The sequence below is a fragment of the Acinetobacter sp. GQ146 genome (assembly GCF_059758585.1).
The window spans coordinates 117260-141931 of record NZ_JCAXDV010000003.1 but is presented as its reverse complement, the minus strand read 5'-3'; the positions used below and the strand labels follow the sequence as shown (position 1 = coordinate 141931).

Here is a 24672-nt window from a genome sequence, read left to right as displayed (position 1 = left end):
AAAAAATAAATAATTTTTTGGGGTAAATAATGCAGTTCTCAAAAAGATATGGTTATAAATCCGTAAGAGAAATAATTCAGAAAGAATCTATAAATGATGATTTACATAATAGATTGTGGAATCTAATTAACTTTTATATTTTTAATAAATATAAGAAAAATATTGAATTACAAAGAAACAATCCGATTGCTGAAAGTAATTTAAATATTTTTTTCGCTAATTTATATCACAACTATTTAAAAACGCGGATTGATGAAATTCCTCATGAATTACAGATTGGCTTAGAAGAGATTAGCTCTCTATTTTTTGACCACTATAATTGGTATGAAATTTACGACTTTATTGAATTTTGCATACATTACTACCCTTTCCCAGAGTTAAAAGAATCATTTACAAAAGACATTAATAATGTACTCGAAGAGGAAAATTCAGCCTATAGAGTTATTAACCAGCAAATTACTGAAATTACCTCTGAACAAGAAATCCAATCTATCGAAGATGCTTTAGAAAATACAAATCAATATTCAGGTATTCGACAACATCTTAATCAAGCTTTAAAACTAATGTCAGATCGTCAAAAACCTGATTATAGAAATTCAATTAAAGAATCGATTAGCGCGGTTGAATCCATTTGCAAAATCGTGACTAACGATGAAAGAACAACATTAGGAAAAGCATTAAAAGTTATTGAAGATAGATTCGGTTTACACCCTGCTCTTAAAGGAAGTTTGAGCCAACTCTATGGTTATACTTCAGATAGTGATGGTATTCGCCATGCGATGCTTGAAGAGTCAAACTTAAGTTATATCGATGCAAAATTTATGCTGGTTGCCTGCACCAACTTTATTAATTATCTAATTGAAAAAACCAAAGCCCAAAACTGAAATCCAATCACATGACAGGCGACATTGATGTCGCCCGTTTGACTGTACTCAAGGGACTGAGTATCAGTCAAACAAATGAGTTTTGTCACTTTTTCCCAGTCAAAAGTGAGGCAACGCCTACACAACAAAAATAAAACCTCAATTTGAATATGAGGACGTGATAAAGAACCAACCAAATATTCAAATCATCAAACAGCAAAATCTAAATTCTATTTATCAAAATAAATTCAAATCACGTAAAATCCGACTCGGCTTTTATCAAAACAGAAGCCTTATTACTTTTCAATAACACAACGACATAATCAAAACCATGAAAGCATTCCTTCTCAGCTTGTCTTTGGGACTTGTTTCCTTACACACCTACGCCAATGGCTATATTAATGAAAACATGATTGTTTTCACCTCAGCATCCGATGGCAGCGATAACCCGTGGCACGAGCATCCCAAATGCACACCCAGCATTCAGGCAGGCAGTACTGCAAAATCATGGCTGGTGCAATATTTCTATGCCAACCAAAGTCCGCTCACTTCTGGATTTATCACCACACAAAAGCCTTCGAGCAAAGCCAGCGAATGCGAACATCTGGTGCATTTTCCAGATCAAGTACAAGGCTCAGGAACCTTTGAAAGCTATTATCCGAATGGCAAAATGCGTAGCCAGATTGAATATGAAGATGGCAGTTATCACGGCAAACTCATTCTCTGGCATGCCAACGGCTTAAAACAACAAGAATCGACCATGAATGATGGCGGTCCTGATGGGGAATATCGCATTTGGCACCCAAATGGACAATTGGCACTGTCCATGAAATACAAAGATCAGATGCAAGATGGCATGAAACAGCGCTGGTATGCCGACGGTAAACCGTGGACCTATGTCCGTTTTGAACATGGCATCATGCGTGGTGAACTGAAACAATGGTTTAGTAATGGCAAACTGGAACGTCGTGGAGAATACCGCAACGGCCTCAGACAAAACCGCTATGAAATTTGGTATGAAGATGGCACCCCCGAAGCGGTGTTAAACTACGATGCCGGCAGTATTATCCAAGCACAATGCTGGAATGCCATGGGCAAACCGCGTAATACCAAGCATTGTCTCTCTGACTATCAAAATGAAGAATAAGCTGAATAAGAGGATATTGATGCGGTGACAAGCCTAGCCTTGTACCGCATTTTTGCCATTCGCTTTGGCCTTAAATAAAGACTGATCGGCTTTATGAAAAAGCTCTAACCAACTGGCCGCCCCCACCGCATAACCTGCACTGATCGAAACGCGCAATTCTTGGGCTAGACCGACCTGCAAGGTTGCAAGATTGACCTCACGTCGGATTTGATCGGCAATCATTAAGGCTTCCACTTCCGTGATTTGCTCCAACAGCAGCAAAAATTCATCGCCTCCATAACGCACAATTAAATCTGTAGCGCGGACATTGGATTTTAAAATCTCGGCAACCATCTGAATAACCTTGTCCCCAAGCATATGCCCATATTGATCATTAACCTGTTTAAAATCATCAATATCAATTACCAGCAGTCCCAACTTTTCTAACTTTTTCGGTTGCTGTTCTAGGTGCTGAATATAACTTTCTAATGCCAAACGATTGGCCACGCCTGTTAAGGCGTCTGAGTTGGCAATATTTTTCAGTTGAAATTCCAAGGCGTCGCGTTGTTGTAACATGCCTTCCAGCTTGCGTATCGCGGTAAATAAAGAATCTACCCGACGATCCTGTAAGCTGTTGTCTTCCAGCGCTGAACTAACCTTACCCTGTGATAAATTTAAAATGGTTTCACGCGCTTGAATTAAAGGTCCAAACACATTGCGACGCGCATAAATCATGGTAAACAACGCTGCCAATAAGGACACGGAAGTCATGAACAGCATCAGCAAAAACTGGCGTTTGGCCTGCGACTTGTCTTGCTCCGCAACCATCAGGCTGTAGTCCAAAATATAACTCTGCAAGTTCACCACTGAACTAAATTTATCAACGATTTGCTTGGTCAGTTCAGTGCCTGATAAAGCATAGGGTTGCCCCGCAAGGCTGTCTTGAATCAGCATCTGCACGGTATCAATCCCTTGATCAAGAAAGTCTGTTTTCACTTTTTGATGCAATTGAATAAATTCAGGGGTTTTATCTTGTTCGGGCATAATGGTGTAAACCAAATCCCATAAATAATGCGCTTGATGCTGAGTTTGCAGAGAACGCGCCAGATTGGTATCGGGCATTTTTTCATGAAAGGTCACAGGAGCAATAATATTGGATGCCACACGACCTGCCTGATCACGCAAATCGGCCAAAATCAGAATTAAGGTGTAATAATTCGAGGTGTATTCATCTTGGCTTTGTGAATGAATCACCATATGTTTTAACACGGTATGGCTTTCATCCCATGCAGCAAACATCTGTAAAATCGCAGCATCCAGTTGCCCCATAGTACGCTGGGCACGAGGCAAAGCAGCATAGGCATCTACCGCAGCCCGCCCTTGCTGTAATTGTTGTTGCAGTTGGGTGGTTAATTCCGTAGCTTCGGTATGAAAGCCTGTGCTATTCAGCAGCACTATCGTATTTTCAAGCTGTTGATCAACCCCATGTCGATAGTCCCGCAACTCTTGCTGATTCTGAGCCAGCTCTTCAGAGGTACTCGACATGACTTTATTGGCCGGGGCTCGTTCCCGTGAAATTTTATTGGAGAGTTCAGCGACAGCTCTAAGGCTCTGAATCTCTGACAAGGAAATACGCGCTTGTTGGTAATGCTGATAGCTTTTAAAAATCAGCGGTACAGAAATAAACAGCAATGACAGAACAATGATCAACATCGCTCCCAGCAATCGTTTACTAATGTTTTCTGCACGTAATTTGGACATAGATGCTGAGAGGTTTCCTTCGCGGATTTCGCTATGATTTAAATCATAACACTACGGAAATGTACAACACTGAAGCGTCATTGTCTGTACCGTAACAGAATCAGTGTGGTGTACAAATAACGTTCTCTGTTTATTTTAGCTGAATTTGCAGCATTATAAATAAGGGAAAATACCCAGTTTATCTAAGGCATCGAGAGTTAACTCTTTTCTTAACGCCAGTTGCTGCTCATGGTCGGTTTGCATATTGAACGCAAAAGCCACAATCTGACCATTGGCTTGCTCAACCCAGCCCACATACCATCCGACCCGAGATTGTACATCCATACCCCAGCCACTTTTGGCATACAGCTTGGCTGCCCCACGGCGCTCTACATACAACATTTCTTTCACTGCCTGTTGCACCTCGGTATCGAAGGCCAAGGTTTTAGTCGCCAGTCGATAGGCAAATTCAGCTTGTTGTTGCGGGGTAATGGTTAAGGGGCCATCGAGCCAAAAACGGTCCACCTGAGATCCTATCTGCATATTGCCATAGCCCACACGCTTCAACTCATGTTGCATTAGGCTTAAACCAATGCGTCGAGCCAGCGTTTGGTAAACTGGTACGGCTGAAGCTTGCATCGCCTCTGCTAGAGTCATGTCCTTTTCCCAACTTTTAAAGCTGCGGGGTTGTCCATCCCATGGAAAAACTTCGCTGGTGGTGGCCTTATGCTGTTGTAAACCAATCAGTGCATTCAACATTTTAAAAGTCGAAGCCGGAATATAGGCTGTATCTGCCCGCTGTAAGTCATTACCCAAACGTCGCATGTGCTGCCCATCATATGTCACCAATACCGCGGGCTGCTGAATAGACTGAAACATCTGATTCACCTTGTTGTCAGCCATCTGTTGTGACATGACAGGATTGTTCGCAGTCTGAGCATTCGGTTTGATCTGTGAATTACACCCCGCCAAAACTCCCGCACCCAACAGCAAACAACCCAATGTGCGCATTACCACTGGCATGGCTACTCCCTTAAGATTTGAATCATATTGCTGCTCATGATAGCCAGTTTTTGAGCAAGTAGAAGAATTTCAAGGTGTTTTATTTTACTTATGATCTATTATGGTGCATAATGCACAACATTAGGGCGTTTTTAATTTCATCCTCAGCAGATATTTTTAAATTTCCCTGTTTTTTGGCAAAAAAATCCCAGTTTATTTATTTAATCTGGGATTTTTTCTGCCTTTAAGATTTATTATCAATATTAAATTCAATTTAAAAATAAATAATTGCACCTTATTAGTGCAATAAGTTGATCCAATAGTGCAGACTCTACAGCCAATCAGCACCCGCGTTGTATTTGGGTGCAGACCCAGCCCTTCTTCCTTTCTACAGCTCTGTAGCACAACATCTGCTGCCACAAAAACAGCGCTCATTGATCGAATACTGCCACTGATTCAAAAAAAACGCATAAAAAAAAGCCCAACCTTGGGGAAAGCTGGGCGATAAAACAAAAACCTTTTGTGGAGAATCAGTCAGATATCACACTATTGCCATGAAACATGATCTGATTACCCTATTATTATGTTCTGCTTTTGCTTAGAAGTAAAGCCGATTAAATTGCTTTGTTTTATAGAAAAACACATAAAATCCCAAATAAGACAAATTCATCACATTTACCCCCTAAAAAAAGCGCAATTAATGTGCACTTTTTACAATTTTTGTAGGTTTTAATTATTTTTTAATCAACTTTCTAGCAGTGCATCACTAAAGAATGTGTCATTTGTGTGAAACTTATAATTGTTTTTAGGAATTAAAATATAATTCTCAATCTTTTTTTACAATTTAATTCACATCAGATTATTCCTAAATTTTTCATTCAGTTATTTGAAATTTGAGCCTTAGCTTATTGTTATCTCTCTATTTTTTATCAGGTTGACAAGATTTTAGCTATTTGCATATTTTTTAAACAAGAAAATTAGTGCAATTGCTCAGCTACAAGCCGTAACATGCGCTTGATTGACTTAATAAATTGTTACAATACAATGCCACTTGCTTAATCCATTTTAACAAACTGGTAATACTTATGAAAAAACTCGGTTTAGCCACTGCTTTATTATTAGCCATGACCGGTGCTCAAGCATACCAATTCGAAGTACAAGGTCAATCTGAATACATCGATGCATCTGCAGCAAACGACAAAGATTTTACTGGCGGTGTACAAGGTACTTTCTACTTTAAAGATGTAGACACTTCTAAAGGTCCTTTAGCTGAAGCAGCGTTCTTAAACCAAGCTTCAAACGTATCTTTGGCATATAACTATGCTGAACTAGGTTCTAATGGTATTGACTTCACAGCACATAACTACGGTGCAAAAGCTGAAGCTTACGTACCAACTAAATACGTACCTGTATACGCAAGCGCTTCTTACAGCCATACAATTTTAGATGCTAAAAACAACTTCACAGCTGATGACCAAGGCGACCGTTATGCACTTGAATTGGGTGCTTTAGCTGCGCCTAACTTCTTGGTTGCAGTGGGTTATACTAGCGTTGCTGACCAATTAGCTTTAGATGCATTCAATGTCATGAACAATGGCGTAGTAAATGCGGTCGGTGAAACTGCGACTATTGGTGATGACCAAGACGCAATCACTGCACGTACTAAATACGTTGGCAACATCGATGGCACCAACATGGCTGTAGGCTTTGAGTCTGGTCTTGTTTATGGTGACGACACTGCTTACCAATTGAAAACTGATTTGTACTTAACGCCTAAATTCAGCGTAGGTGCTTCTTATGTGAAATCAAGCTTTGCAGAGACTCCTGACTCAGCTTGGGGTGCAAACGTTAACTACTTCATCACTCCAGCAGTTGCTGTAGGTGCAAGCTACGTAAATGCAAACTCTAAAGAAATTGTTGATCTTGATACACAAACTGTTGGCTTAAATGCTAAATTCCGCTTCTAATTTTATTTAGAATCTGAATACAAAAAAGGACGCTTTAAGCGTCCTTTTTTCATATTAAGCATTTAATTTGGGCTGCGCACCAAACTTAAGAAATGTAAATGACGCTCATATTGGTCAATAATGTCTTGCAACAGGTCTTCCACCGTCCAGTCCATGACGTCATAGTTTTGCCCACCTTCACGTAAAAACACTTCGGCCTGATAAAACGGCTGATCTTGCGCCACGGTATCGGCCATAAAACTCGGCGGCTGAGTTTCTCGAGAAACCACCTGATAAATGAAGTTAATTTCATTATGATGATCAACCCGTAACTGCAACCCATGTTCGATCGACTGAATCGTGACATCCAATTCCCGGCGTTGAAACTCTTTTTGTACTTGACTAAATGCCTGCTGTACCTGCTGTTGAATATAAGTATCCACTTCTTGCTGGTTATGCGGATAGTGCATGATCAAGCCTAAACGCTGCTGCCAACTGCGCGGATTTTGAATGGCTCGTGGAGTGATCCGAGCCGCTTGTAACGCCTGCATTTTAGTGACATCAATGGTGAGGGCTTTCATTAGCCCCCAACAGACCAGCAGCATAATCAAGGTAAAGGGCAATGCACTCATAATGGTGGCCGATTGCAAAGCAGCCAAACCACCAGCCATCAGTAGAATGATTGACAACACCGCAATTAATACCGTCCAGAATAAGCGTTGCCACAACGGTGAATTTTCAGTTTCAGCGGTGAGATAATCAATGACTAGAGATCCCGAATCGGCAGAGGTCACAAAGAACAGCACCACTAAAATGGTCGCTATTAAACTGGAAATCTGAGCAAATGGTAAATGGGTCAAAAACTCGAATAAGGCCACGGAAGAATCTTGCTGCACAGCACTAATCAAGGAACTGTGGCCATCGTGAATAATGCTGAACAAGGCGGCATTGCCCATAAAGCCCATCCAAATAAGGGTAAACCCAGTCGGAATGAACAAGACCCCGACAATGAACTCACGTATGGTGCGTCCGCGTGACACACGTGCAATAAACATTCCGACAAAAGGTGACCATGAAATCCACCAGGCCCAATACATAATGGTCCACCCGCCAATCCAGCCATTCGGTTGGTAGGCATACAGATTAAAAGTCATGGTAAACAGGTTAGAAACATACTGCCCTGCATTCTGGATCGTGGTTTGTAAAATATAGATGGATGAACTACAGAGAAAAACAAATAGCAGCAGGGCTAAGACCAATATTAAGTTGAGTTCGGACAGTCGTTTAATGCCTTTATCCAGACCAAAACCTACCGATAAGGAGGCTAAAAAGGTCACAAATACAATCAGCCCAACTTGAATGCCAATGCTTTGCTGAATACCAAATAAATAATTCAAACCAGAATTAATTTGGGTCACACCAAAACCCAATGTGGTGGCAACCCCAAAAATAGTCCCTAAGGTGGCAAAGGTATCTACCGCATCTCCAACAGGTCCATAAATTTTTTTGCCAACTAGCGGATATAACGCGGAACGCACTTTAAGCGGTAAATTATGCCGAAAGGAAAAATACGCTAGCGACAAACCCACCAAGGCATAAATCGCCCAAGCATGCAGTCCCCAGTGGAAAAAAGTAATCCGCATGGCTTGCTGCGCGGCCAGTACGGTTTCGCCTTCTCCAGTTGGCGGACTCACATAATGCATAACCGGTTCGGCAATGCCGAAGAACATCAAACCAATCCCCATACCTGCCGTAAACAGCATCGCAAACCAGGAGCTTTTACTATATTCAGGGAGACTATGGTCCAGACCGAGTTTGATTTTCCCCATATCGGAGAGGGCAATAAAGATCAGTAAAATAAGGAAGAAGGCTACCGCTAATACATAAAACCAGCTAAAAGAGTCGATAATCCATTGATTTAAATGCTTGGTCAGTGCTTCAAAGCCACTTGGATCAAACAAAATTAACGCCAGAAACAGTGCAATAATGATGACTGTACTTAAAAATACATTCCGTTTGACATTGGCAAACGGAGACGACTTTATGGAAGGCATAAGTTCCCCCAGAAGATTTTTTATTAATGTAAAGATGCAACCAATCAGGTTTATTGCGCGAGTCTTATAAAAAGTAAGAAATGAATGTTTAAAATTTAACAATTCTTGATCATGATAATTTATGTCGCACAGTAAGGCAGTGCAATTCCTGTAACAATTTCGCTTAAGATCCAAGAGCAACACAGAATAACCCGCCCTATAGGCTCAAAAGCATGCCACATAAAAAAAGCCCCTTACGGGGCTTTTTTAAAATCTTGGAGATCTGAATTAGTGATCAGATGCACCTGAGATACCAACACCAGTCATAGAACGTACATACTGTGCATCGAATGCTTTACGTTCCGCTTGCGCACGAGCTGAGTTATCCGTTACAGAGAACAACCAGCAGCAGAAGAATGCAAGTGGCATAGAGAACAAGGTTGGGCTGTTGAAACCAAATACAGGCGTATCAGAAATGTGTAGCGTGTCTACCCATACTGCTTTTGATAATACAATCAAAGTTACCGCACTGATCAAACCTGCTAAACCACCGATCACTGCACCACGTGTTGTTAAACCTTTCCAGAACATTGAAAGAACAAGTATCGGGAAGTTTGCACAACATGCAACTGCGAACGCCAAGCCCACCATGAATGCTACGTTTTGTTTTTCGAACAAAATACCAAGCACCATAGCGAAGATCGCTAAAACTAAAGTGGCAATCTTAGACATACGAAGTTCAGATTCAGGCGTTGTTTGACCTTTCTTGAATACGTTTGCATACAAGTCATGAGAGATTGCTGAAGCACCTGACAATGTCAAACCAGCGACCACCGCAAGGATTGTTGCGAATGCTACAGCTGAAATGAAGCCCATGAACAAGTCACCGCCCAATGCATCAGACAAGTGAACCGCAGCCATGTTGTTACCACCAACAAGCTCCAGCTTGCCAGTTACCGCCATTTTCGCAACATCAATGAATTGTGGGTTGTTTGAAACAAACAGGATCGCACCAAAACCAATGATGAAAGTTAATAGGTAGAAGTAACCAATGAAACCCGTTGCTACCACTACAGATTTACGTGCTTCTTTCGCATCTTTTACTGTGAAGAAACGCATTAAGATGTGTGGAAGACCCGCTGTACCGAACATTAAGCCTAAACCAAGCGAAACTGCATCAATCGGGTTGGCTGCAAGTTTACCAGGTCCCATAATATGAGCCGCATCTTCAAGGCTCATGTCATGCACTTTACTGAAGACTGCAATGGATTGCTCGAACATGCTGGCAAAGCTGAAGCCGACATTTTTCATTACCATGAAGGCCATGAAAGACGCACCGCTCAGTAACAACACCGCTTTAATGATCTGTACCCAAGTCGTTGCCAACATACCACCGAAGATTACGTAAGCCATCATCAAGAGACCTACCACAACCACCGCGATGTTATAGTTCAAACCGAACAGAAGTTTAATGAGCTGACCCGCACCTACCATTTGTGCAATCAGATAGAACGCTACAACCACCAATGAACTGAATGCCGCTAAGGTACGTACTGGTTTTTCATCTAAACGGAATGACACCACGTCAGATAAGTTGTATTTACCCAAGTTACGTAAGCGTTCTGCAATCAAGAACAACACGATTGGCCAGCCCACCATGAAACCCAACGAGTAGAGTAAGCCGTCAAAACCTGAGCTGAATACCAATGCGGAAATACCCAGGAACGATGCTGCTGACATGTAGTCACCTGCAATCGCCAAACCATTTTGGAAACCTGAAATACCGCCACCCGCTGTATAGAAGTCTTGTGCGCTGGTGGTTTGCTTCGCAGCCCATTTAGTAATGAACAGGGTAAAACCAACAAAAATCACGAACATGACAATTGCGTGCCAGTTGGTGGCTTGTTGCTGTGCTTCGCCCAAATCTGGACCCGCAAACGCCATGCTTGACAGCATGAGTGACGATGCAGCAACTGCTTTCGCCTTCATTGAATTCCATTTCATCTTAGTGTTGTCCTTTCTCATGAGCGATCGCTTCTACTTCACGTAGTGCTTCTTCAGTCAAACCATCCAATTTGTTATTGGCAACGTAGGAATACACACCACAAAGTATGAATGACAAGACAATAATGCCGAGACCCAATGGAATACCAATTGTGGTCACGCCACCGCCGAACGAACTTAATAAAAACTCTTTGTTGTAGCCCACCAAAAGCATGAAGCCTACATACACAAATAACATCACTGCAGTCAGCGACCAGCTCAATGAACTTTTTCTACTGACCATTTCCTTGAATTTGGGATTTTCTAGAATTTGGTTTACCTGAACCTCATCCATAATCTTGCTCCTGTGAAGCGCCCAGCCATAGACGCATTTTTTAATTGGAATTATTTCGTATACAAACTTAACAATGTTGTAGGGTTCTTGTAATTTAGACTTTGGTCGTTAAATTTTAATCAAATCAATCTTACAGAAGTATGAATAGGCTATGATAAGCCCGTAACTCGGGACAATTCGGCATTATGAACAGTTGGCTTATTATTGGCGTACTCGCCCTATACATCGTAATCCTTTTTATTTGTGCTTTCTATGGGGAGAAGCATGCCAGTCGTCTGAGTACACGCGGACGCATGTTACTGTTTAGTTTAACTTTAGGCGTATATTGTTCATCGTGGACCTTTTATGGGGCTACCGGTGCTGCAGTCCGTGAAGGGATTATCTTTCTTCCGATCTACCTCGGTCCCTTACTGTTCGTTGCCTTAGGTTATGACATTTGGCGTCGCCTAGGACGGGTGCGTCAGCACCATGCCATTTCCTCGATTGCCGACTTTGTGGCAGCTCGTTATGGTAAAAGTGGTCCACTGGCCTCGCTGGTGACAATTTTAGCGGTCATCGCGATTATTCCGTATTTGGCACTGCAATTACGGGCAATTGCTCTCAGTGCCACGGTCATCTTGCAGCAAAATTCAGGACTGGAAAGCACCACCAATAGTGTGCTGTTCCTGACAGGCATTCTGGCGATATTGGCAATGATGTTTGGTACCCGCCAAATTGCCAATACCGAGCAGCACGGCGGTTTAATGCTTGCCGTCGCTTTTGAATCTTTTGTCAAACTGTTCGCACTCCTGTGCGTGGCAATTTTCTTTGTTTTTGAAGCCCCTGAAAATTTGGGGCAAATCACACATGATGTCGCCAAAACTTTCCACGATGTGCAGTTGTTTGGTGTTCCAGAAACCTTTTGGGTGCAAACCCTGCTTGCGGCCTTAGCCATTATCTGCCTGCCACGCCAATTTCACGTTGCGGTGGTCGAACTGCGCGATGAAAAACATATTCGTGGTGCGCGTCGCTGGTTTGCCATTTATCTGATTCTCACCACTTTGGCGATTATTCCGATTGCCAGCTGGGCACTGCATGCCGCACCAGAATATTTAGCCATCCCCGATGTTGCAGTCTTGTCCTTGCCGATCAGCTATCAACAAGACTGGCTCACCATCTTGGCATTCTTAGGCGGCTTCTCGGCATCGACTGGCATGCTGTTGGTCTCTTCTGTGGCCTTGTCAATTATGCTAAGTAATGACCTGATTATGCCTGCCTTATGGCGTTTTAATTTTCTGTCCCGACATGACAAACGCATGCCCTTGGTGCTGAAGTTTACCCGTCGGATCTGTATTTTAGCCGTAATGCTGCTGGGCTTTTTATTCTTCCATTTCTTTAACGATATTGACCAGCTTTCGGTCTTTGGTCTGTTGGCCTTTAGTGCGGTGGCGCAATTTGCCCCAGCATTGATTGGCGGTTTGTATTGGCGCGGTGGCAGTAAACAAGGGGTATATGCCGGTCTGATTGTCGGTTTTCTCATGTGGGCCTACACCCTGCTGTTACCGACCATCTTACGCAGCTTGCCCGATGAATTTGCCCTACTCAGTATGCAATTTTTATTGCATGGTCCTTTGGGCATGAGTTGGTTACGACCTGAAGCCTTGCTGGGCTTTGAATCTTTTGCTCCCTTAACCCATGGGGTGATCTGGGCACTGGGCTTAAATACCCTGTTGTATATTTGGATTTCTCGAATTTTCCGCCCAAGTATTGCAGAACAAATTCAGGCCGAAAGTTTTTTCTATTACGAAACCAAACCGTTACCTGCGCAAAATACGTCGTCCGAGATTCATTATTTACACCATGATGTGGCACGACTCAAAGTTGCCGATCTGATTACCCTTGCCAAGCGAATCACAGGCGAAGGTCCCACTCAACGGGCCTTTGAACAATTCTGCCAGCAAAACAATGTGGTGTTAAACGCCAACAGCAGTGCCAACGGCATGTGGTGGCGCTTTACCGAGCAATATTTGGCAGGCACCATCGGTGCCGCATCAGCACGAACCCTACTCACCACGGCCATGGTCAATAACGGTCTGGCTTTAGGACAAGTGGCGAATATTCTCGACCAAGCTTCACAATGGCAACGCTTTAATCAAAACTTAATCATGACCATGATTGACCATATGACTCAAGGGGTCAGCGTAGTCGATGAGAACATGTGTCTGGTGGCTTGGAATAATCAATATTTGGTGCTGTTTGATTATCCTAAAGATTTGGTTTATGTCGGCTGCCCGATTGCCGATCTGATTCGTTACAATGCCGAGCGTGGAGAATGTGGTCCTGGCTCTGTTGAAGAGCATGTCCGCAAACGCATTCATTGGATGAAAGTCGGCAGTGCCCATGAATTTGAACGGATTCGTAAAGATGGTCGGGTCATTCAAATGCGTGGTAACCCAATTGAAGGCGGTGGTTTTGTCACTACTTTTGCCGACATTACCGCATTCCGTGAAAATGAAGCGGTACTAGAAGCCCGGGTTCAAGACCGCACGCAACAGTTGGCCGATGCTTTAACTGAACAACAGTTGGCACGTGAACAAGCCGACAAAGCCAACATGTCGAAAAGCCGCTTTATTGCCGCTGCCAGCCATGATTTGCTGCAACCGATGCACGCTGCACGTCTGTTCAGTACGGCCTTGGAACAAAGTGTCCAGTCGGAGGAAGATCGTAAAACCCTACAGCAGCTTGATCGAGCTTTGCATGGGGCAGAAAGTATGCTGTCTGCCCTGCTGGATATTGCCCGTTTAGAAGGTGGTACCATTCAACCCAAACGTCAAGCCTATCCACTGCATGACTTGCTCAGCGATTTGGAACTGCAATTTAAATCGATTGCCGCACAGCGTGGCATCCAGTTCCATGTGCATGATGCACAATTCTGGATTGATACCGATCCGCAATGGATTCGCCGTATTATTCAGAATTTTGTCAGTAATGCCCTGCGCTATACGGCCAAAGGCCGTGTGGTGGTTGGGGTGCTCCGCGCCTCAGAGCGTCCACAACATATTCGAATTGGGGTATGGGACACTGGACCGGGCATTGCGGAAGCGCAACGCATCAAACTGTTTCAGGAATTTGAGCGTTGTGGACACACCTCTCCTTGGGGGGAACAAGGGCTCGGCCTCGGGCTCGCGATTGTGCAACGTATGACTGGACTGTTAGATTATCCTGTGCATGTCTATTCGGAGCTGGGCAAAGGTTCGTGCTTTATGATTGAAGTGCCTGTGGTCGAAGCACCCAAAGTCATTGCTACTCCAGTACAAGCCGTGCCCCTGAAAACCAAAGCCTATAAGATTTTGTGTCTCGATAATGATGAAACCATTTTAGAAGGCATGAGTACCTTACTCACCAAATGGGGCTATCAGGTGTTTAAAGCCACCGAGCCTGAACAGGCACTTGAACTGATTCAGCAGGAAAGCATTCAGGTCTGGCTGGTCGATCAGCATTTGAACGAGCATAAAATGGGCTTAGAGTTCATTCAACAAAACCGTCAGGATAAAGTGCCTGTGGCATTAATTACCGCAGACTCCGACCCTGAATTACCGCAGACCTTGAAAGAACTCAATATTGTGTTGTTAAGAAAACCGTTAAAACCTGCCTCATTAAGATCGTGGTTATCTGGTCTGAAGATTTCAACCGACTAATCCATACTGCCCACAATGCTGTGCGCTCAGGCGTAAAAGAGCGCACAGTTTTTACACAAAATGCGGGCTTGATCTCCCGCATATTGCCGCATCTTCAAGCTCTTGCCAGTTTGACGGAAAGCAAGTAATCATAAACCGTTGATCATTCTTGATTTATACAAAATTAGGGATTCGTTCTCCCGTTTTCGCCTTTTGACTATGGCAAATTCAGTCAGGTTACATTAATGCACACTTGTACAGTTAGTTACAAAATTTCAAGTTAATCATTTCATTGATCTTTATTCGTCAATTAGCAGCATCTACGACTTTAGTCGTATACATTTTCCCAAGCAGAGCTTCCATAAATGAGGTCATCCCTCGAGCAAAAATGATTTACAAGACCAACTGCTCTTATTGTCAATGATTTGCCCCATTGCACAAGTTTTCAGGAGACCCTCATGAATATTACAGAAATGGTTCCTCACGACTTACATCAAGCCCAACAATTTCACCGACTTTACGGTGTCAATGCTTTACTGCCTGATATTGACTGGAATCATCTATTTGAACAAAGCAAAATTTCAGCGACTCATGTGCAAGCCCTCGAAACACTCTATCAAAGTGCGGTACCCCTCGCCTTGCAAGTGTTTGATGAACTGAATTTTGACGTCTTTACCCCAGCCGAATATAAACCGCAAGGACTCGGCTTATTTGAAAAACTCACCCAGCAAGAAGAAAAGTTGCTGCAACTCTTGCAAGCCGAAACGCGGAGTTTAGCCCCTGCTATTCGGCATCAAATTTGGAGCATGTTGTTGCGGGGAGGTGCCGTCTTGGTATTTAAGGCCTGGTTGGGTAAAGTCAAAACCAACCAAGACCAGTTAGACACCACTCAATTCGATGAACTTTCCGATCTACTCTTTATTAAGACGTCACCAATCGAACTGGCGAATTGGCTCATGGTCGATGTGAAAGACGAATACGATCATATCTTCCTGATGTATGACAATCAGATTTATCTCGATCGTTTCAACAGTTTGGAAACCGCGGCCCTGTTTGTAGATTTGGGTGTATATGATGCAGCATTCTTGAGCCTGCGCGATGACCGCGTGGCAGAATATTTAAAATCCAAAGGTTACATTAGCCAAGAACAGATTGATGAATTGGAATGTGCGTTAAACCCACTGTATTGTGATAACACCATGCACAAACAGGATTGTTTGGCTTAAACCGCTTGCACAAGATAAAAATAAAGACCTCAACGAGGTCTTTATTTTTATTAGCTCAGCATTACATTTTCTTTTCGTCGATATTGAGCGCTTTAATGGCCAATACCGCTTGAGTACGGTTTTGTACCCCGAGCTTACGGAAAATGGCTGTAACATGCGCTTTAATGGTCGCTTCAGACACATCCAGCTCATAAGCAATCTGTTTATTCAATAAGCCTTCTGCCACCATCATCAATACTCGGAATTGCTGTGGTGTCAAAGATTGGATACGTTCTGCCAGTTCGGTTTCATCGGCTGCACGCGGATCAAAGCCGACATTGGTCGGTAAGTTTGGCGGTAACCAGATTTCACCTTCCAGCACCTGACGAATCGCTTCGCCAATGTGGCTTGGATGCGCTGACTTAGGAATATACCCCATGGCACCATGTGCAATGGCACGTTGAATAATTGAAACTTCTTCGTGTGCTGAAACCACAATGATTGGCAGCGATGGATATTGTGCACGTACATGAACCAATGCGGAAAAGCCTGAAGCGCCTGGCAAGTTGAGATCCAACAACACCAAGTCTGGTTCGGGCCCCTTTTCCAAACGTTCATAAAATTCATTTACTGCGGCGGTCTCATGGATTTGAGCTTGCGGTAAGCTATAGCGAACGGCCTGAATCAAAGCATGACGAAACAACGGATGATCATCAACGATTAAAATATTCATAAGCAGCGTAAGAGATCTAGTGCACAGTAATTCGTATTCTAACCATACATGTGCCATTAAGGATATGCAAATATTAACTATTTTTTTAATGACCAAAAAAAATAGTTTCAAGCATAAGCGTTAATTTTTGCAAAAAGATGAAACTCAAATCATATTTTTTATAAGTGCGGTGTGCAATCCTTATTTTTTAATTTAATAAGTTGATATTTCAATCAATTGCTGAGGCTTTTTAGCACTCCGCTCTGGAAGTTTGACCATATCTCAAAATCAGATAACCAATCTGTTTTTCCTTATTTTACAGTTTGATGCTGCGTGTTGATAAATAGCCGTTATTCCCAAACTGCATTTAGGTTAATTCTTATGTCTCTTGCCCATCAACAGAAACCCTTGAATATTGTCGCGGTATCTGGCGGTTTAAACACCCCTTCTAAAACCGAAGCCTTGATTCAGGCGATTTTACAGGAATTGGCGGAAGCTACGCCCATTCAAGTCCATTTCATTCAATTCAGTGAAATCGGACAGCTTTTGGGTGGTGCAATTTACCGACACCAGTTACCGCAACGGATTCAGGATGACTTGGCCGCAGTTGAAGCCGCAGATGCCTTAATTGTCGGCACTCCTGTGTATCGCGCTTCATTTACAGGACTTTTCAAGCATTTTTTTGACTTTGTTGAACAAACGGCCTTGGTCGATGTGCCGGTGTTATTGGCTGCCTCTGGCGGTAGTGACCGCCATGCTTTAGTCCTGGAACATCAACTGCGTCCACTTTTCAGCTTTTTCCAAGCCCAGACTTTACCAATTGGCGTATATGCTACAGACCGTGATTTCACGCCTGAATACACCATTCACAGTGCGTTATTGCGGGAACGCATTACCCTTGCGGTTGCCCGTGCCCTACCGATTCTGGAATGGGCGCCGGCCAAAGGACAGCGTGCCGATGTGGTGAAAGCAAAATCTCAGCAGGCCAATCAAAGTCTGGGGATTAACAAACAAATTGAGCAGGCAGAAGTCTTACCATCGGCTGCCGTCCCAAGTTTAGATGCAGCTGAAACGCGCTTGCATGCTAAAAAGCAGCCTAAATCACAGGTTGCTTAAACACCGAAAACTAGCCCTAGACAACAAAAATAAAGTGCGATAATAACTATAAAGGCAACTCCACATTCCCCTAAGACTCGGCTTAGGGGATTTTTTTTTGCTGTCTAAACCTGCAACAGATGAAGCCATGGTGAATGCTGTAGCGCCATGAACCTACTGAAAATACACGCGAACTTTGTAAATCGTCCGCGCTGAGCGGATTAAAACCATCGAGCATATTGGCTTTAAGCTGGGTTTGAAGTGCTGCATCTCACTATGCCAGAGATGTGAATAGCTGCTGTTTAGCAGCCTGCAAAAACTCAGAAGTGAGCGCTTGATCTGCATAGCGTAAAAGATATTTTTGGCAAAGCCATCCATGGGCAATAAGCTCATTTATTCTGAAAAGTCGCGGATACGGGAATGTGGTGCGCTCAGGCTATTTCCATTGTTTAAAGCCATCGATGCCCTAGAAAGGGCTTAGCATTGCATCAAAGTCGATTGAAAAATCATTTAAAAAGATCCTGACAAAAAAAATCTACAGAATTCATTTGCATCAGCCAATAAGGGCGATTGAATTTTGACTCCGCCATCTTCACGCCTAATCAAGCAATGCCTAAGATTCGTTATTGCCTATATTTCAAACAAATTAAAGCTCAAAACTCAGCGTAAAGTGGTTTTTTATGCGACTAAAGTCTAAGACACTTTAGCCAGATCCGCTATTTTGCGAAATTTACATGTTGCATGCAACATGCTAGCATTTGTTTCAGATCCAGTTGAGATAGTCATTGGTACTGTAATCTGACCAGTTTTCGCGCTTTTTCGATTCTTGGTTAATCAACAACGTTGCGGTATTTATTATGTGAGCCTTCATTAAGTTAGCTGCTTTTTGTGCGTCTCCACACACAAATGCGTGATGTAAATTTAAGTGGTCTTCAAAGGTCTGCATACAATCTCGGGAGTGAGGGATTGTTGCAGAACCTGCGATCAGCACTTGGTTTCGCGTATTGCTAATAATATCAATCGCTTTTTGATTCCCCACAATCTGTAACAGCGCCAAATGATAATCACGGTCAGCTTTTAAAGTTCCAGTAATGTCATTTGAGGCCGCTCTAAGTTTGAACTCCTCAAAAATAGCATTCAAATGTTCAATATCTTGTGCTGTTCTGACCTCGGTCGCACGGTGAACCAGAGGGACTTCCAGCATCAATCGGATTTGAAAGGATTCAATCATCGTCGTGAATGTGGTCGGAATAATACGGATCCCTTTATTTTTCTCAATCTTCACAATTCCAATCTTTTCAAGCATTTGGGCTGCTTCACGCACTGGTGTACGTGAAATACCGCCAAGCATCTGACCCAGTTCGGTTGCGGAGTACAAGACATTGAACTGTAAGTGATTATTGATGATTGCATCCTGCAAAATTTCAAAAGCTTCTTCAGTTAATGTTTTTGGTTTTTGGATCAGTTTCATGAGGTTTAACTAAGGGAATCAATATGCTGAATAAACATTATGCCATCATCGGGGGGGGAATCAATGGATTGGCTGTTGCCCGTCAACTCCTGCTCGATTACCCCGATGCCAGAGTAACCGTGTTTGAAAAAGAAACTGATGTTGCCATGCATCAGTCGAGCCATAACTCTGGCGTTGTGCATGCCGGGCTATATTATGAGCCAGGGGGCTTAAAGGCGCGTTTATGTCGTCGCGGAGCAACACTGGTGCAACAATACTGCGCTGAAAATCATATCCCTTATGATGAGTGTGGCAAAGTTGTAGTCGCCCTGTCTAAAGAAGAGGAAGGCCGTCTCGATGCGATCTATACCAAATCTTTGGCCAATCAAGTGCCTGATGTCCGCATTCTACAAGCCGATGAAATCCAAGAGGTTGAACCGAACTGTATTGGCACCAAAGCGTTGTACTCTCCGCGTACGGCTATTGTCAGTTATGGTGCGATTGCCAAACAAATCGCTGAAGAAATTAAACAGAAAAACGGCACCTTGGTCTTGGGCCGCAAAGTCGTCAATTTGACGGAAAAAAATAATAAAGTCAGCGTCCACTTTGCCGATCATGATGTTTATCCTAGCCAATTTGACTATGTCGTGACTTGTGCAGGCTTACAGTCAGACCGTCTTGCCAGCAATTCTGGCGATGTCGAGACCCCTAAAATTGTGCCGTTCTTTGGGCAATATTATGTAATTGATGAACGCTTTAAGAGCCATGTTAAAGGCTTAATCTATCCTGTTCCTGACCCGAAGTATCCGTTTCTAGGCGTACATTTTACCAAGCGAATTGATGGTCAAATGACCATTGGCCCGAATGCCTTTATTTCTTTTGGGCGTGAAAACTACTCTGGCAATAAATTCAATCTGTCCGATATTTATGACTTCCTGACTTATAAGGGCTTCTGGAAGTTTTCTGCCAAAAATATGCCTGCCGCAATGCGCGAACTCAGAACCGTTTTGAGCCAGACCAACTTTGTCGCAGAAGCAGCAAAGTATGTCCCGTCACTCGCAGATGTTTCGGTTCAGCCTGCAACCCGCGGGATTCGAGCACAAGCCATGGAAGCTGACGGCTCATTGGTTGATGACTTTGTCATTCGCAAGCAAGGCAAGATCACGCATATTCGTAATGCCCCTTCCCCTGGCGCGACCTCCTCTCTAGCCATTGCCGAATATATTGTGCGCGAAGTTATGTCTCACCACTAACCCCACCCGACGCTTATAAAGGAATATCAAATGAGCACCTCAGTTGAAACAGAATTGGAAAAAAAGAAGCGCCTCAAAAAAGTGGCCACAGCGACCATTGTCGGTTCAATGTTGGAATGGTATGACTTCTATTTATATGCCACCATGGCCTCGATTGTTTTCGCCAAAGTATTTTTTGATACTTCAGATCCGAGCAGTGCCAGCCTAAAAGCCTTTGCCACCTTTGCCATTGGCTTTATTGCCCGCCCGCTCGGTGGACTGTTCTTCGGCTATTTTGGTGATAAATATGGCCGTAAAAAAATGCTTTTTGTCACCTTCTTATTGATGGGTCTGTGTACCACCGCTATTGGTCTGATTCCAACCTATGAATCCATTGGAATTTGGGCCGCAGTGCTGTTAGTCACTTTCCGTATTATTCAAGGTCTAGGGGCAGGGGCAGAATTTGCCGGTGCGGCCATTACCTCGTATGAACATGCTTCAGAAGACAAACGCGGTAGTCAAGGTGCTTGGCCTGCACTGGGTCTAAACTTAGGTTTATTGCTATCTTCATTAACCATCTTCTTACTAACCTTAAATGGTGATGAGTTCTTGATTAATGGCGGCTGGCGTATCCCATTCATTTTAAGTTTTGTTTTAGTGATTGTGGGTTTATGGGTCCGTAAAAGTTTACCTGAAACTCCAGATTATGCCGAAGCCCATGTTGAAAAAACCCCTGCGGCGAATCCATTCAAGCAAATCTTGAAAACCAATATGAAAGGGTTAAGCGTCGTGTTCTTGATTGCGATTGGTTACAACGCCTTGAGTTATATCTTTAAGACTTTCTCTTTGGCATATTTAACCCAGTTCCAAGGCGTCACTGCGCATGTCACTTCATTATCCGTAACTATTGCCAGTTTGGTAGCAATCTTCACCGTCCCGTTCTTTGGTTGGTTATGTGACAAATGGAATAGTAAAAACGTGCTGATTTTGGGCGGATTCCTTTCCATCCTGTTTGCCTATCCATTTATGAAATTGCTAGAAACAGGCAACAGCACCTCAATCTATATTGCACTTGCGATCGGGACAGGGATTCTTGCACCGATGATGTTTGCACCACAAGGCTCGTTCCTTAGCCGTCAGTTTGCTGTGGAAAACCGTTCTACAGGGGTAAGTACAGGACGTGAAATTGGGACGGCGATTGCAGGCGGTTTAGCCCCTTTAGGCGCACTGTCATTGGTTGCCGCATCCCCTACGCACTCAACCACAGGTGTAATTATGATCTTAATGGCGGCAGGTGTCTTTGTGGTCTTAACAGCATTCTGCGATCAAGGCTACAAGTTCTCCAAACATAAAAACTAACAGCCTCAATCCGTGTTAATCCCTACAGCAGTCATGTCTCCCTTCGAGGCATGACTGCTTCTTTTGCTGCACTAAGTTTTCGGATAAACATTGCCAATTAATACCTCCACCACCTGCGGGTCGGCTAAGGTCGAGGTATCCCCCAAACTATCCAGCTCATTGGCAGCAATTTTTCTTAAAATACGCCGCATGATTTTACCCGAACGGGTTTTCGGCAATGCAGGCGCCCAATGCAGTGCATCAGGAGTAGCAACAGGTCCAAGCACTTTACGCACCCAAGCCACCAATTCAGCTCGGAGCTCTTCAGATTCAGGCACATTGGCTTGCAAGGTCACAAAAGTACAAATGCCCTGTCCCTTAATGTCATGCGGCATGCCCACCACCGCGGCTTCGGCAACTGCTTCATGTGCGACCAAAGCACTTTCAATTTCCGCCGTGCCCAAACGATGTCCAGCCACATTCAAGACATCATCAACGCGTCCAGTTATCCAGTAATAGCCATCTTTATCTCGTCGTGCCCCATCGCCCGTAAAATAACTGCCTGGATAAGTGGAAAAATAGGCTTCAATAAAGCGTGCAGGATCGCCCCAAATGGTGCGCATTTGCCCAGGCCATGAATCTTTAATAATCAGATTACCTTCGGCTTCGCCTTCCAGCTCCTTACCCTCGGCATCCACCAAAGCGGGTTGAATCCCAAATAATGGACGTGTCGCTGAACCTGGTTTTAAGTCGGTTGCCCCCGGTAATGGAGAAATGAGAATCCCGCCAGTTTCGGTTTGCCACCATGTATCGACAATCGGGCAACGACCTTCTCCGACCACGGTGTAATACCAGTTCCAAGCCTCAGGGTTAATTGGCTCACCCACCGAACCCAGTAAGCGTAAGCTACTGCGGTCGCTTTCACGAACAAAGGCATCACCCTCGCGCATCATGGAACGGATGGCCGTAGGTGCGGTATATAAAATAGTGACATTGTGCTTATCCACAATATGTCCTGTTCTTGCCCAGCTTGGATATTGCGGTACACCTTCAAACATCACTGTAGTCGCACCATTGGACATAGGGCCATAAATGACATAGGAATGTCCGGTAATCCAGCCCACATCGGCAGTACACCAAAAAATATCATCTTGTTTTAGGTCAAACACTTCTCGAAAGGTACTATTCACATAGGTCAGATAACCCCCAGTAGTATGTAACACGCCTTTCGGTTTTCCTGTCGAGCCCGAGGTATATAAAATAAAGAGCGGATCTTCGGCATTCATTGGCTCAGGGGGGCAAATGTCATTTACCGACATAATTTCCATGTGATACCACAAATCGCGTTGCGGCTGCATTTGTATCGGATTGCCAGTTCGATGCACCACAATCACATGTTGTACAGAGTCTGTGCCGGGGAGGCTCAAGGCGGCATCAACATTTTCTTTCAGCAAAATTGGTTTCCCACCGCGCATACCTGAGTCTGCAGTAATCACCACTTTGGCCTGACTGTCTTCAATCCGACTGGCTAAAGAATCCGGTGAAAAACCGCCAAACACCACACAATGTACCGCCCCAATCCGCGCACAAGCCAACATGGAAATCGCGGCCTCTGAGACCATTGGCATATACAGTACCACCCGATCGCCTTTTTTCACCCCATTTTTCTTCAAGACATTGGCAAAACGGCAGACTTCGTCATGCAACTCCACATAGGAAATAATTTTATGCCGTGAAGGATGGTCGCCCTCCCAAATAATCGCAGGTTTGTAAGGATGTTCTTTTAAATGCCGATCTAGACAGTTGGCACAGACGTTCAGTTGCCCATCTGCAAACCATTCAATTTTAAAGTTGTCTTTGTCAAAACTGGTATTTTTGACTTGGGTAAATGGCGTGATCCAATCCAATTTCTGCGCTTGCTCAGCCCAATACTCTTCAGGATGCTCAATGGACTGTCGATAACGTTCGAAATACTCGGCTTCATTGGTACGTGCAGTTTTTTTAAATTCTTCTGGAACAGGATAGACTTCTTTCATATTCATACTTCCTTGATCTTATTCATCTCATCACGAGATGTTATGCCACGTTATTGATTTATTATTGCTGCATTTGGGCAGTATTACGGCTATTTTCCAGCCACTACAATCATGCTTTGGTCGTATGATATTTATACAATGTAAAATCGTGAGATGAAATCCACTTACGACAAAAACTTTCGATGAATCAGTATCTGCTTTGCAGGTTTCATCTTATAATTTTCCTGAAATTTTGCTGGTTTACTTTGCAAATCGCAACATTTCATTACTGAATCCACACTGGGCTAAGCTATGAGCACACCACAGACCTCCCCCTTTTTCTCTCGCAATGCAGCACCGCAAAATGACAATCCCTTATCCACACAAGGGCGTTTTGGCAGGCTCAGCCTGATTGCATGGAGTGGTTTCCTCAATCTGATTACGGTGTTTGCCACATTAGCGCTCAGTATGTTTTTGGGAATCTTTAACTTCAGTACCGCATCTCTGGACAGCAATCTGTTACAGACCTTCTTGAGTGTGGCTGGACTCGGTTTTTGGATTATTTTTCTGCTGTATTTGTATTTCAGCTTCGTGATTGTGATCCGCCGCCTACACGATGTGAATAAATCCGCTTGGTTATTGCTGTTGCTGTTGATCCCATTCATCAATTTCGTGATGGCGCTATATATTGTATTGGCTTCAGGTACGGCTGGCGTCAACCAATATGGCGCACCGCGTGCCACACCAGTATGGGAAAAAATTCTGGCCTGGCTGATGATTATTCTTTTTGTGCTCAGTTTTATCGCATCGGGCAGTGTGATTTCCTACATGATGGGCGCAGGTGAATTAGAAACACCACAAGAGGTCATTCAGAAAGGCACTGAATATTTTTAACACGGCATCACCAACAGTAAGCTGTAT

Annotated in this window: 17 protein-coding genes; 9 read left to right on the top strand and 8 right to left on the bottom strand. The window is 43.6% G+C overall.

What is annotated here, in order from left to right:
- The first annotated feature begins 29 nt into the window (after positions 1-29).
- Together AC6CHI_RS06700 and AC6CHI_RS06695 are read left to right on the top strand one after the other, a co-directional pair.
- Positions 30-884, top strand: coding sequence for an AbiJ-NTD4 domain-containing protein (locus AC6CHI_RS06700; protein ID WP_498120228.1), 855 nt, complete (start codon positions 30-32; stop codon positions 882-884).
- 310 nt (positions 885-1194) lie between these two features.
- Positions 1195-2010, top strand: a complete 816-nt coding sequence (locus tag AC6CHI_RS06695) for a toxin-antitoxin system YwqK family antitoxin (protein ID WP_498120226.1) — start codon at positions 1195-1197, stop codon at positions 2008-2010.
- Positions 2011-2043: 33 nt separating this feature from the next.
- Here the strand turns inward: AC6CHI_RS06695 and AC6CHI_RS06690 are convergent, their stop codons facing one another.
- Positions 2044-3750, bottom strand: coding sequence for a GGDEF domain-containing protein (locus AC6CHI_RS06690; protein WP_498120224.1), 1707 nt, complete (start codon positions 3748-3750; stop codon positions 2044-2046).
- A gap of 153 nt (positions 3751-3903) precedes the next feature.
- Positions 3904-4752, bottom strand: coding sequence for a class D beta-lactamase (blaOXA, locus tag AC6CHI_RS06685; RefSeq protein ID WP_498120222.1), 849 nt, complete (start codon positions 4750-4752; stop codon positions 3904-3906).
- Positions 4753-5804: 1052 nt separating this feature from the next.
- On the opposite strand from blaOXA, the gene omp33-36 reads away from it, so the two are divergent.
- Positions 5805-6698: a porin Omp33-36 gene (gene omp33-36 / locus AC6CHI_RS06680; protein ID WP_498120541.1), complete on the top strand. Its 894-nt coding sequence runs from the start codon at positions 5805-5807 to the stop codon at positions 6696-6698.
- Positions 6699-6760: 62 nt separating this feature from the next.
- Here omp33-36 and AC6CHI_RS06675 read toward each other — a convergent pair whose 3' ends face one another.
- The 3 genes from AC6CHI_RS06675 to AC6CHI_RS06665 form a co-directional block, all read right to left on the bottom strand.
- The gene (locus AC6CHI_RS06675) at positions 6761-8731 is read right to left on the bottom strand and encodes a glycine betaine transporter (protein WP_498120220.1); all 1971 of its coding nucleotides are present in this window, start codon (positions 8729-8731) and stop codon (positions 6761-6763) included.
- 267 nt (positions 8732-8998) lie between these two features.
- Positions 8999-10714, bottom strand: a complete 1716-nt coding sequence (locus tag AC6CHI_RS06670; RefSeq protein WP_498120218.1) for a cation acetate symporter — start codon at positions 10712-10714, stop codon at positions 8999-9001.
- A 1-nt stretch (position 10715) separates the two neighbouring features.
- Positions 10716-11048 carry a DUF485 domain-containing protein gene (locus AC6CHI_RS06665; RefSeq protein WP_458891850.1) on the bottom strand — a complete coding sequence of 111 codons (333 nt, stop codon included), beginning with the start codon at positions 11046-11048 and terminating at the stop codon, positions 10716-10718.
- 185 nt (positions 11049-11233) lie between these two features.
- Here AC6CHI_RS06665 and AC6CHI_RS06660 point away from each other — a divergent pair, with 185 nt between their 5' ends.
- Together AC6CHI_RS06660 and AC6CHI_RS06655 are read left to right on the top strand one after the other, a co-directional pair.
- On the top strand, positions 11234-14725 hold the full coding sequence (locus AC6CHI_RS06660; protein ID WP_498120216.1) for a hybrid sensor histidine kinase/response regulator: 3492 nt from the start codon (positions 11234-11236) through the stop codon (positions 14723-14725).
- A gap of 437 nt (positions 14726-15162) precedes the next feature.
- Entirely contained in the window at positions 15163-15930 is a 768-nt protein-coding gene (locus AC6CHI_RS06655; RefSeq protein ID WP_498120214.1) for a hypothetical protein, read from the top strand.
- A gap of 61 nt (positions 15931-15991) precedes the next feature.
- Here the strand turns inward: AC6CHI_RS06655 and AC6CHI_RS06650 are convergent, their stop codons facing one another.
- A complete protein-coding gene (locus AC6CHI_RS06650; RefSeq protein ID WP_458891853.1) occupies positions 15992-16642 on the bottom strand; it encodes a response regulator in 651 nt (216 codons plus the stop codon).
- A gap of 360 nt (positions 16643-17002) precedes the next feature.
- Here AC6CHI_RS06650 and msuE point away from each other — a divergent pair, with 360 nt between their 5' ends.
- Positions 17003-17737 carry an FMN reductase gene (msuE, locus tag AC6CHI_RS06645; protein WP_498120212.1) on the top strand — a complete coding sequence of 245 codons (735 nt, stop codon included), beginning with the start codon at positions 17003-17005 and terminating at the stop codon, positions 17735-17737.
- A gap of 742 nt (positions 17738-18479) precedes the next feature.
- On the opposite strand, the gene AC6CHI_RS06640 is transcribed toward msuE, so the two are convergent.
- Positions 18480-19187, bottom strand: coding sequence for a GntR family transcriptional regulator (locus AC6CHI_RS06640; protein WP_498120210.1), 708 nt, complete (start codon positions 19185-19187; stop codon positions 18480-18482).
- A 23-nt stretch (positions 19188-19210) separates the two neighbouring features.
- Here AC6CHI_RS06640 and lhgD point away from each other — a divergent pair, with 23 nt between their 5' ends.
- Together lhgD and AC6CHI_RS06630 are read left to right on the top strand one after the other, a co-directional pair.
- Positions 19211-20419, top strand: coding sequence for an L-2-hydroxyglutarate dehydrogenase (gene lhgD / locus AC6CHI_RS06635; RefSeq protein ID WP_498120208.1), 1209 nt, complete (start codon positions 19211-19213; stop codon positions 20417-20419).
- A 30-nt stretch (positions 20420-20449) separates the two neighbouring features.
- Positions 20450-21757, top strand: coding sequence for an MFS transporter (locus tag AC6CHI_RS06630; protein WP_498120206.1), 1308 nt, complete (start codon positions 20450-20452; stop codon positions 21755-21757).
- A gap of 71 nt (positions 21758-21828) precedes the next feature.
- On the opposite strand, the gene acs is transcribed toward AC6CHI_RS06630, so the two are convergent.
- Positions 21829-23772 (bottom strand): acetate--CoA ligase, encoded by a 1944-nt coding sequence (gene acs / locus AC6CHI_RS06625; protein ID WP_498120204.1) that lies wholly within the window; start codon positions 23770-23772, stop codon positions 21829-21831.
- A gap of 291 nt (positions 23773-24063) precedes the next feature.
- Here acs and AC6CHI_RS06620 point away from each other — a divergent pair, with 291 nt between their 5' ends.
- Complete coding sequence (locus AC6CHI_RS06620; protein WP_498120202.1) at positions 24064-24645, top strand: DUF805 domain-containing protein; 582 nt, start codon at positions 24064-24066, stop codon at positions 24643-24645.
- Positions 24646-24672: the final 27 nt, after the last annotated feature.

What these genes read in the sequence shown, in the direction of transcription:
- AC6CHI_RS06700 (WP_498120228.1), top strand. Translation starts at nt 30, where the DNA reads ATGCAGTTCTCAAAAAGATATGGTTATAAATCCGTAAGAGAAATAATT.
- AC6CHI_RS06695 (WP_498120226.1), top strand. Translation starts at nt 1,195, where the DNA reads ATGAAAGCATTCCTTCTCAGCTTGTCTTTGGGACTTGTTTCCTTACAC.
- AC6CHI_RS06690 (WP_498120224.1), bottom strand. Translation starts at nt 3,750, where the DNA reads ATGTCCAAATTACGTGCAGAAAACATTAGTAAACGATTGCTGGGAGCG.
- blaOXA (WP_498120222.1), bottom strand. Translation starts at nt 4,752, where the DNA reads ATGCCAGTGGTAATGCGCACATTGGGTTGTTTGCTGTTGGGTGCGGGA.
- AC6CHI_RS06675 (WP_498120220.1), bottom strand. Translation starts at nt 8,731, where the DNA reads ATGCCTTCCATAAAGTCGTCTCCGTTTGCCAATGTCAAACGGAATGTA.
- AC6CHI_RS06670 (WP_498120218.1), bottom strand. Translation starts at nt 10,714, where the DNA reads ATGAAATGGAATTCAATGAAGGCGAAAGCAGTTGCTGCATCGTCACTC.
- AC6CHI_RS06665 (WP_458891850.1), bottom strand. Translation starts at nt 11,048, where the DNA reads ATGGATGAGGTTCAGGTAAACCAAATTCTAGAAAATCCCAAATTCAAG.
- AC6CHI_RS06660 (WP_498120216.1), top strand. Translation starts at nt 11,234, where the DNA reads ATGAACAGTTGGCTTATTATTGGCGTACTCGCCCTATACATCGTAATC.
- AC6CHI_RS06655 (WP_498120214.1), top strand. Translation starts at nt 15,163, where the DNA reads ATGAATATTACAGAAATGGTTCCTCACGACTTACATCAAGCCCAACAA.
- AC6CHI_RS06650 (WP_458891853.1), bottom strand. Translation starts at nt 16,642, where the DNA reads ATGAATATTTTAATCGTTGATGATCATCCGTTGTTTCGTCATGCTTTG.
- msuE (WP_498120212.1), top strand. Translation starts at nt 17,003, where the DNA reads ATGTCTCTTGCCCATCAACAGAAACCCTTGAATATTGTCGCGGTATCT.
- AC6CHI_RS06640 (WP_498120210.1), bottom strand. Translation starts at nt 19,187, where the DNA reads ATGAAACTGATCCAAAAACCAAAAACATTAACTGAAGAAGCTTTTGAA.
- lhgD (WP_498120208.1), top strand. Translation starts at nt 19,211, where the DNA reads ATGCTGAATAAACATTATGCCATCATCGGGGGGGGAATCAATGGATTG.
- AC6CHI_RS06630 (WP_498120206.1), top strand. Translation starts at nt 20,450, where the DNA reads ATGAGCACCTCAGTTGAAACAGAATTGGAAAAAAAGAAGCGCCTCAAA.
- acs (WP_498120204.1), bottom strand. Translation starts at nt 23,772, where the DNA reads ATGAAAGAAGTCTATCCTGTTCCAGAAGAATTTAAAAAAACTGCACGT.
- AC6CHI_RS06620 (WP_498120202.1), top strand. Translation starts at nt 24,064, where the DNA reads ATGAGCACACCACAGACCTCCCCCTTTTTCTCTCGCAATGCAGCACCG.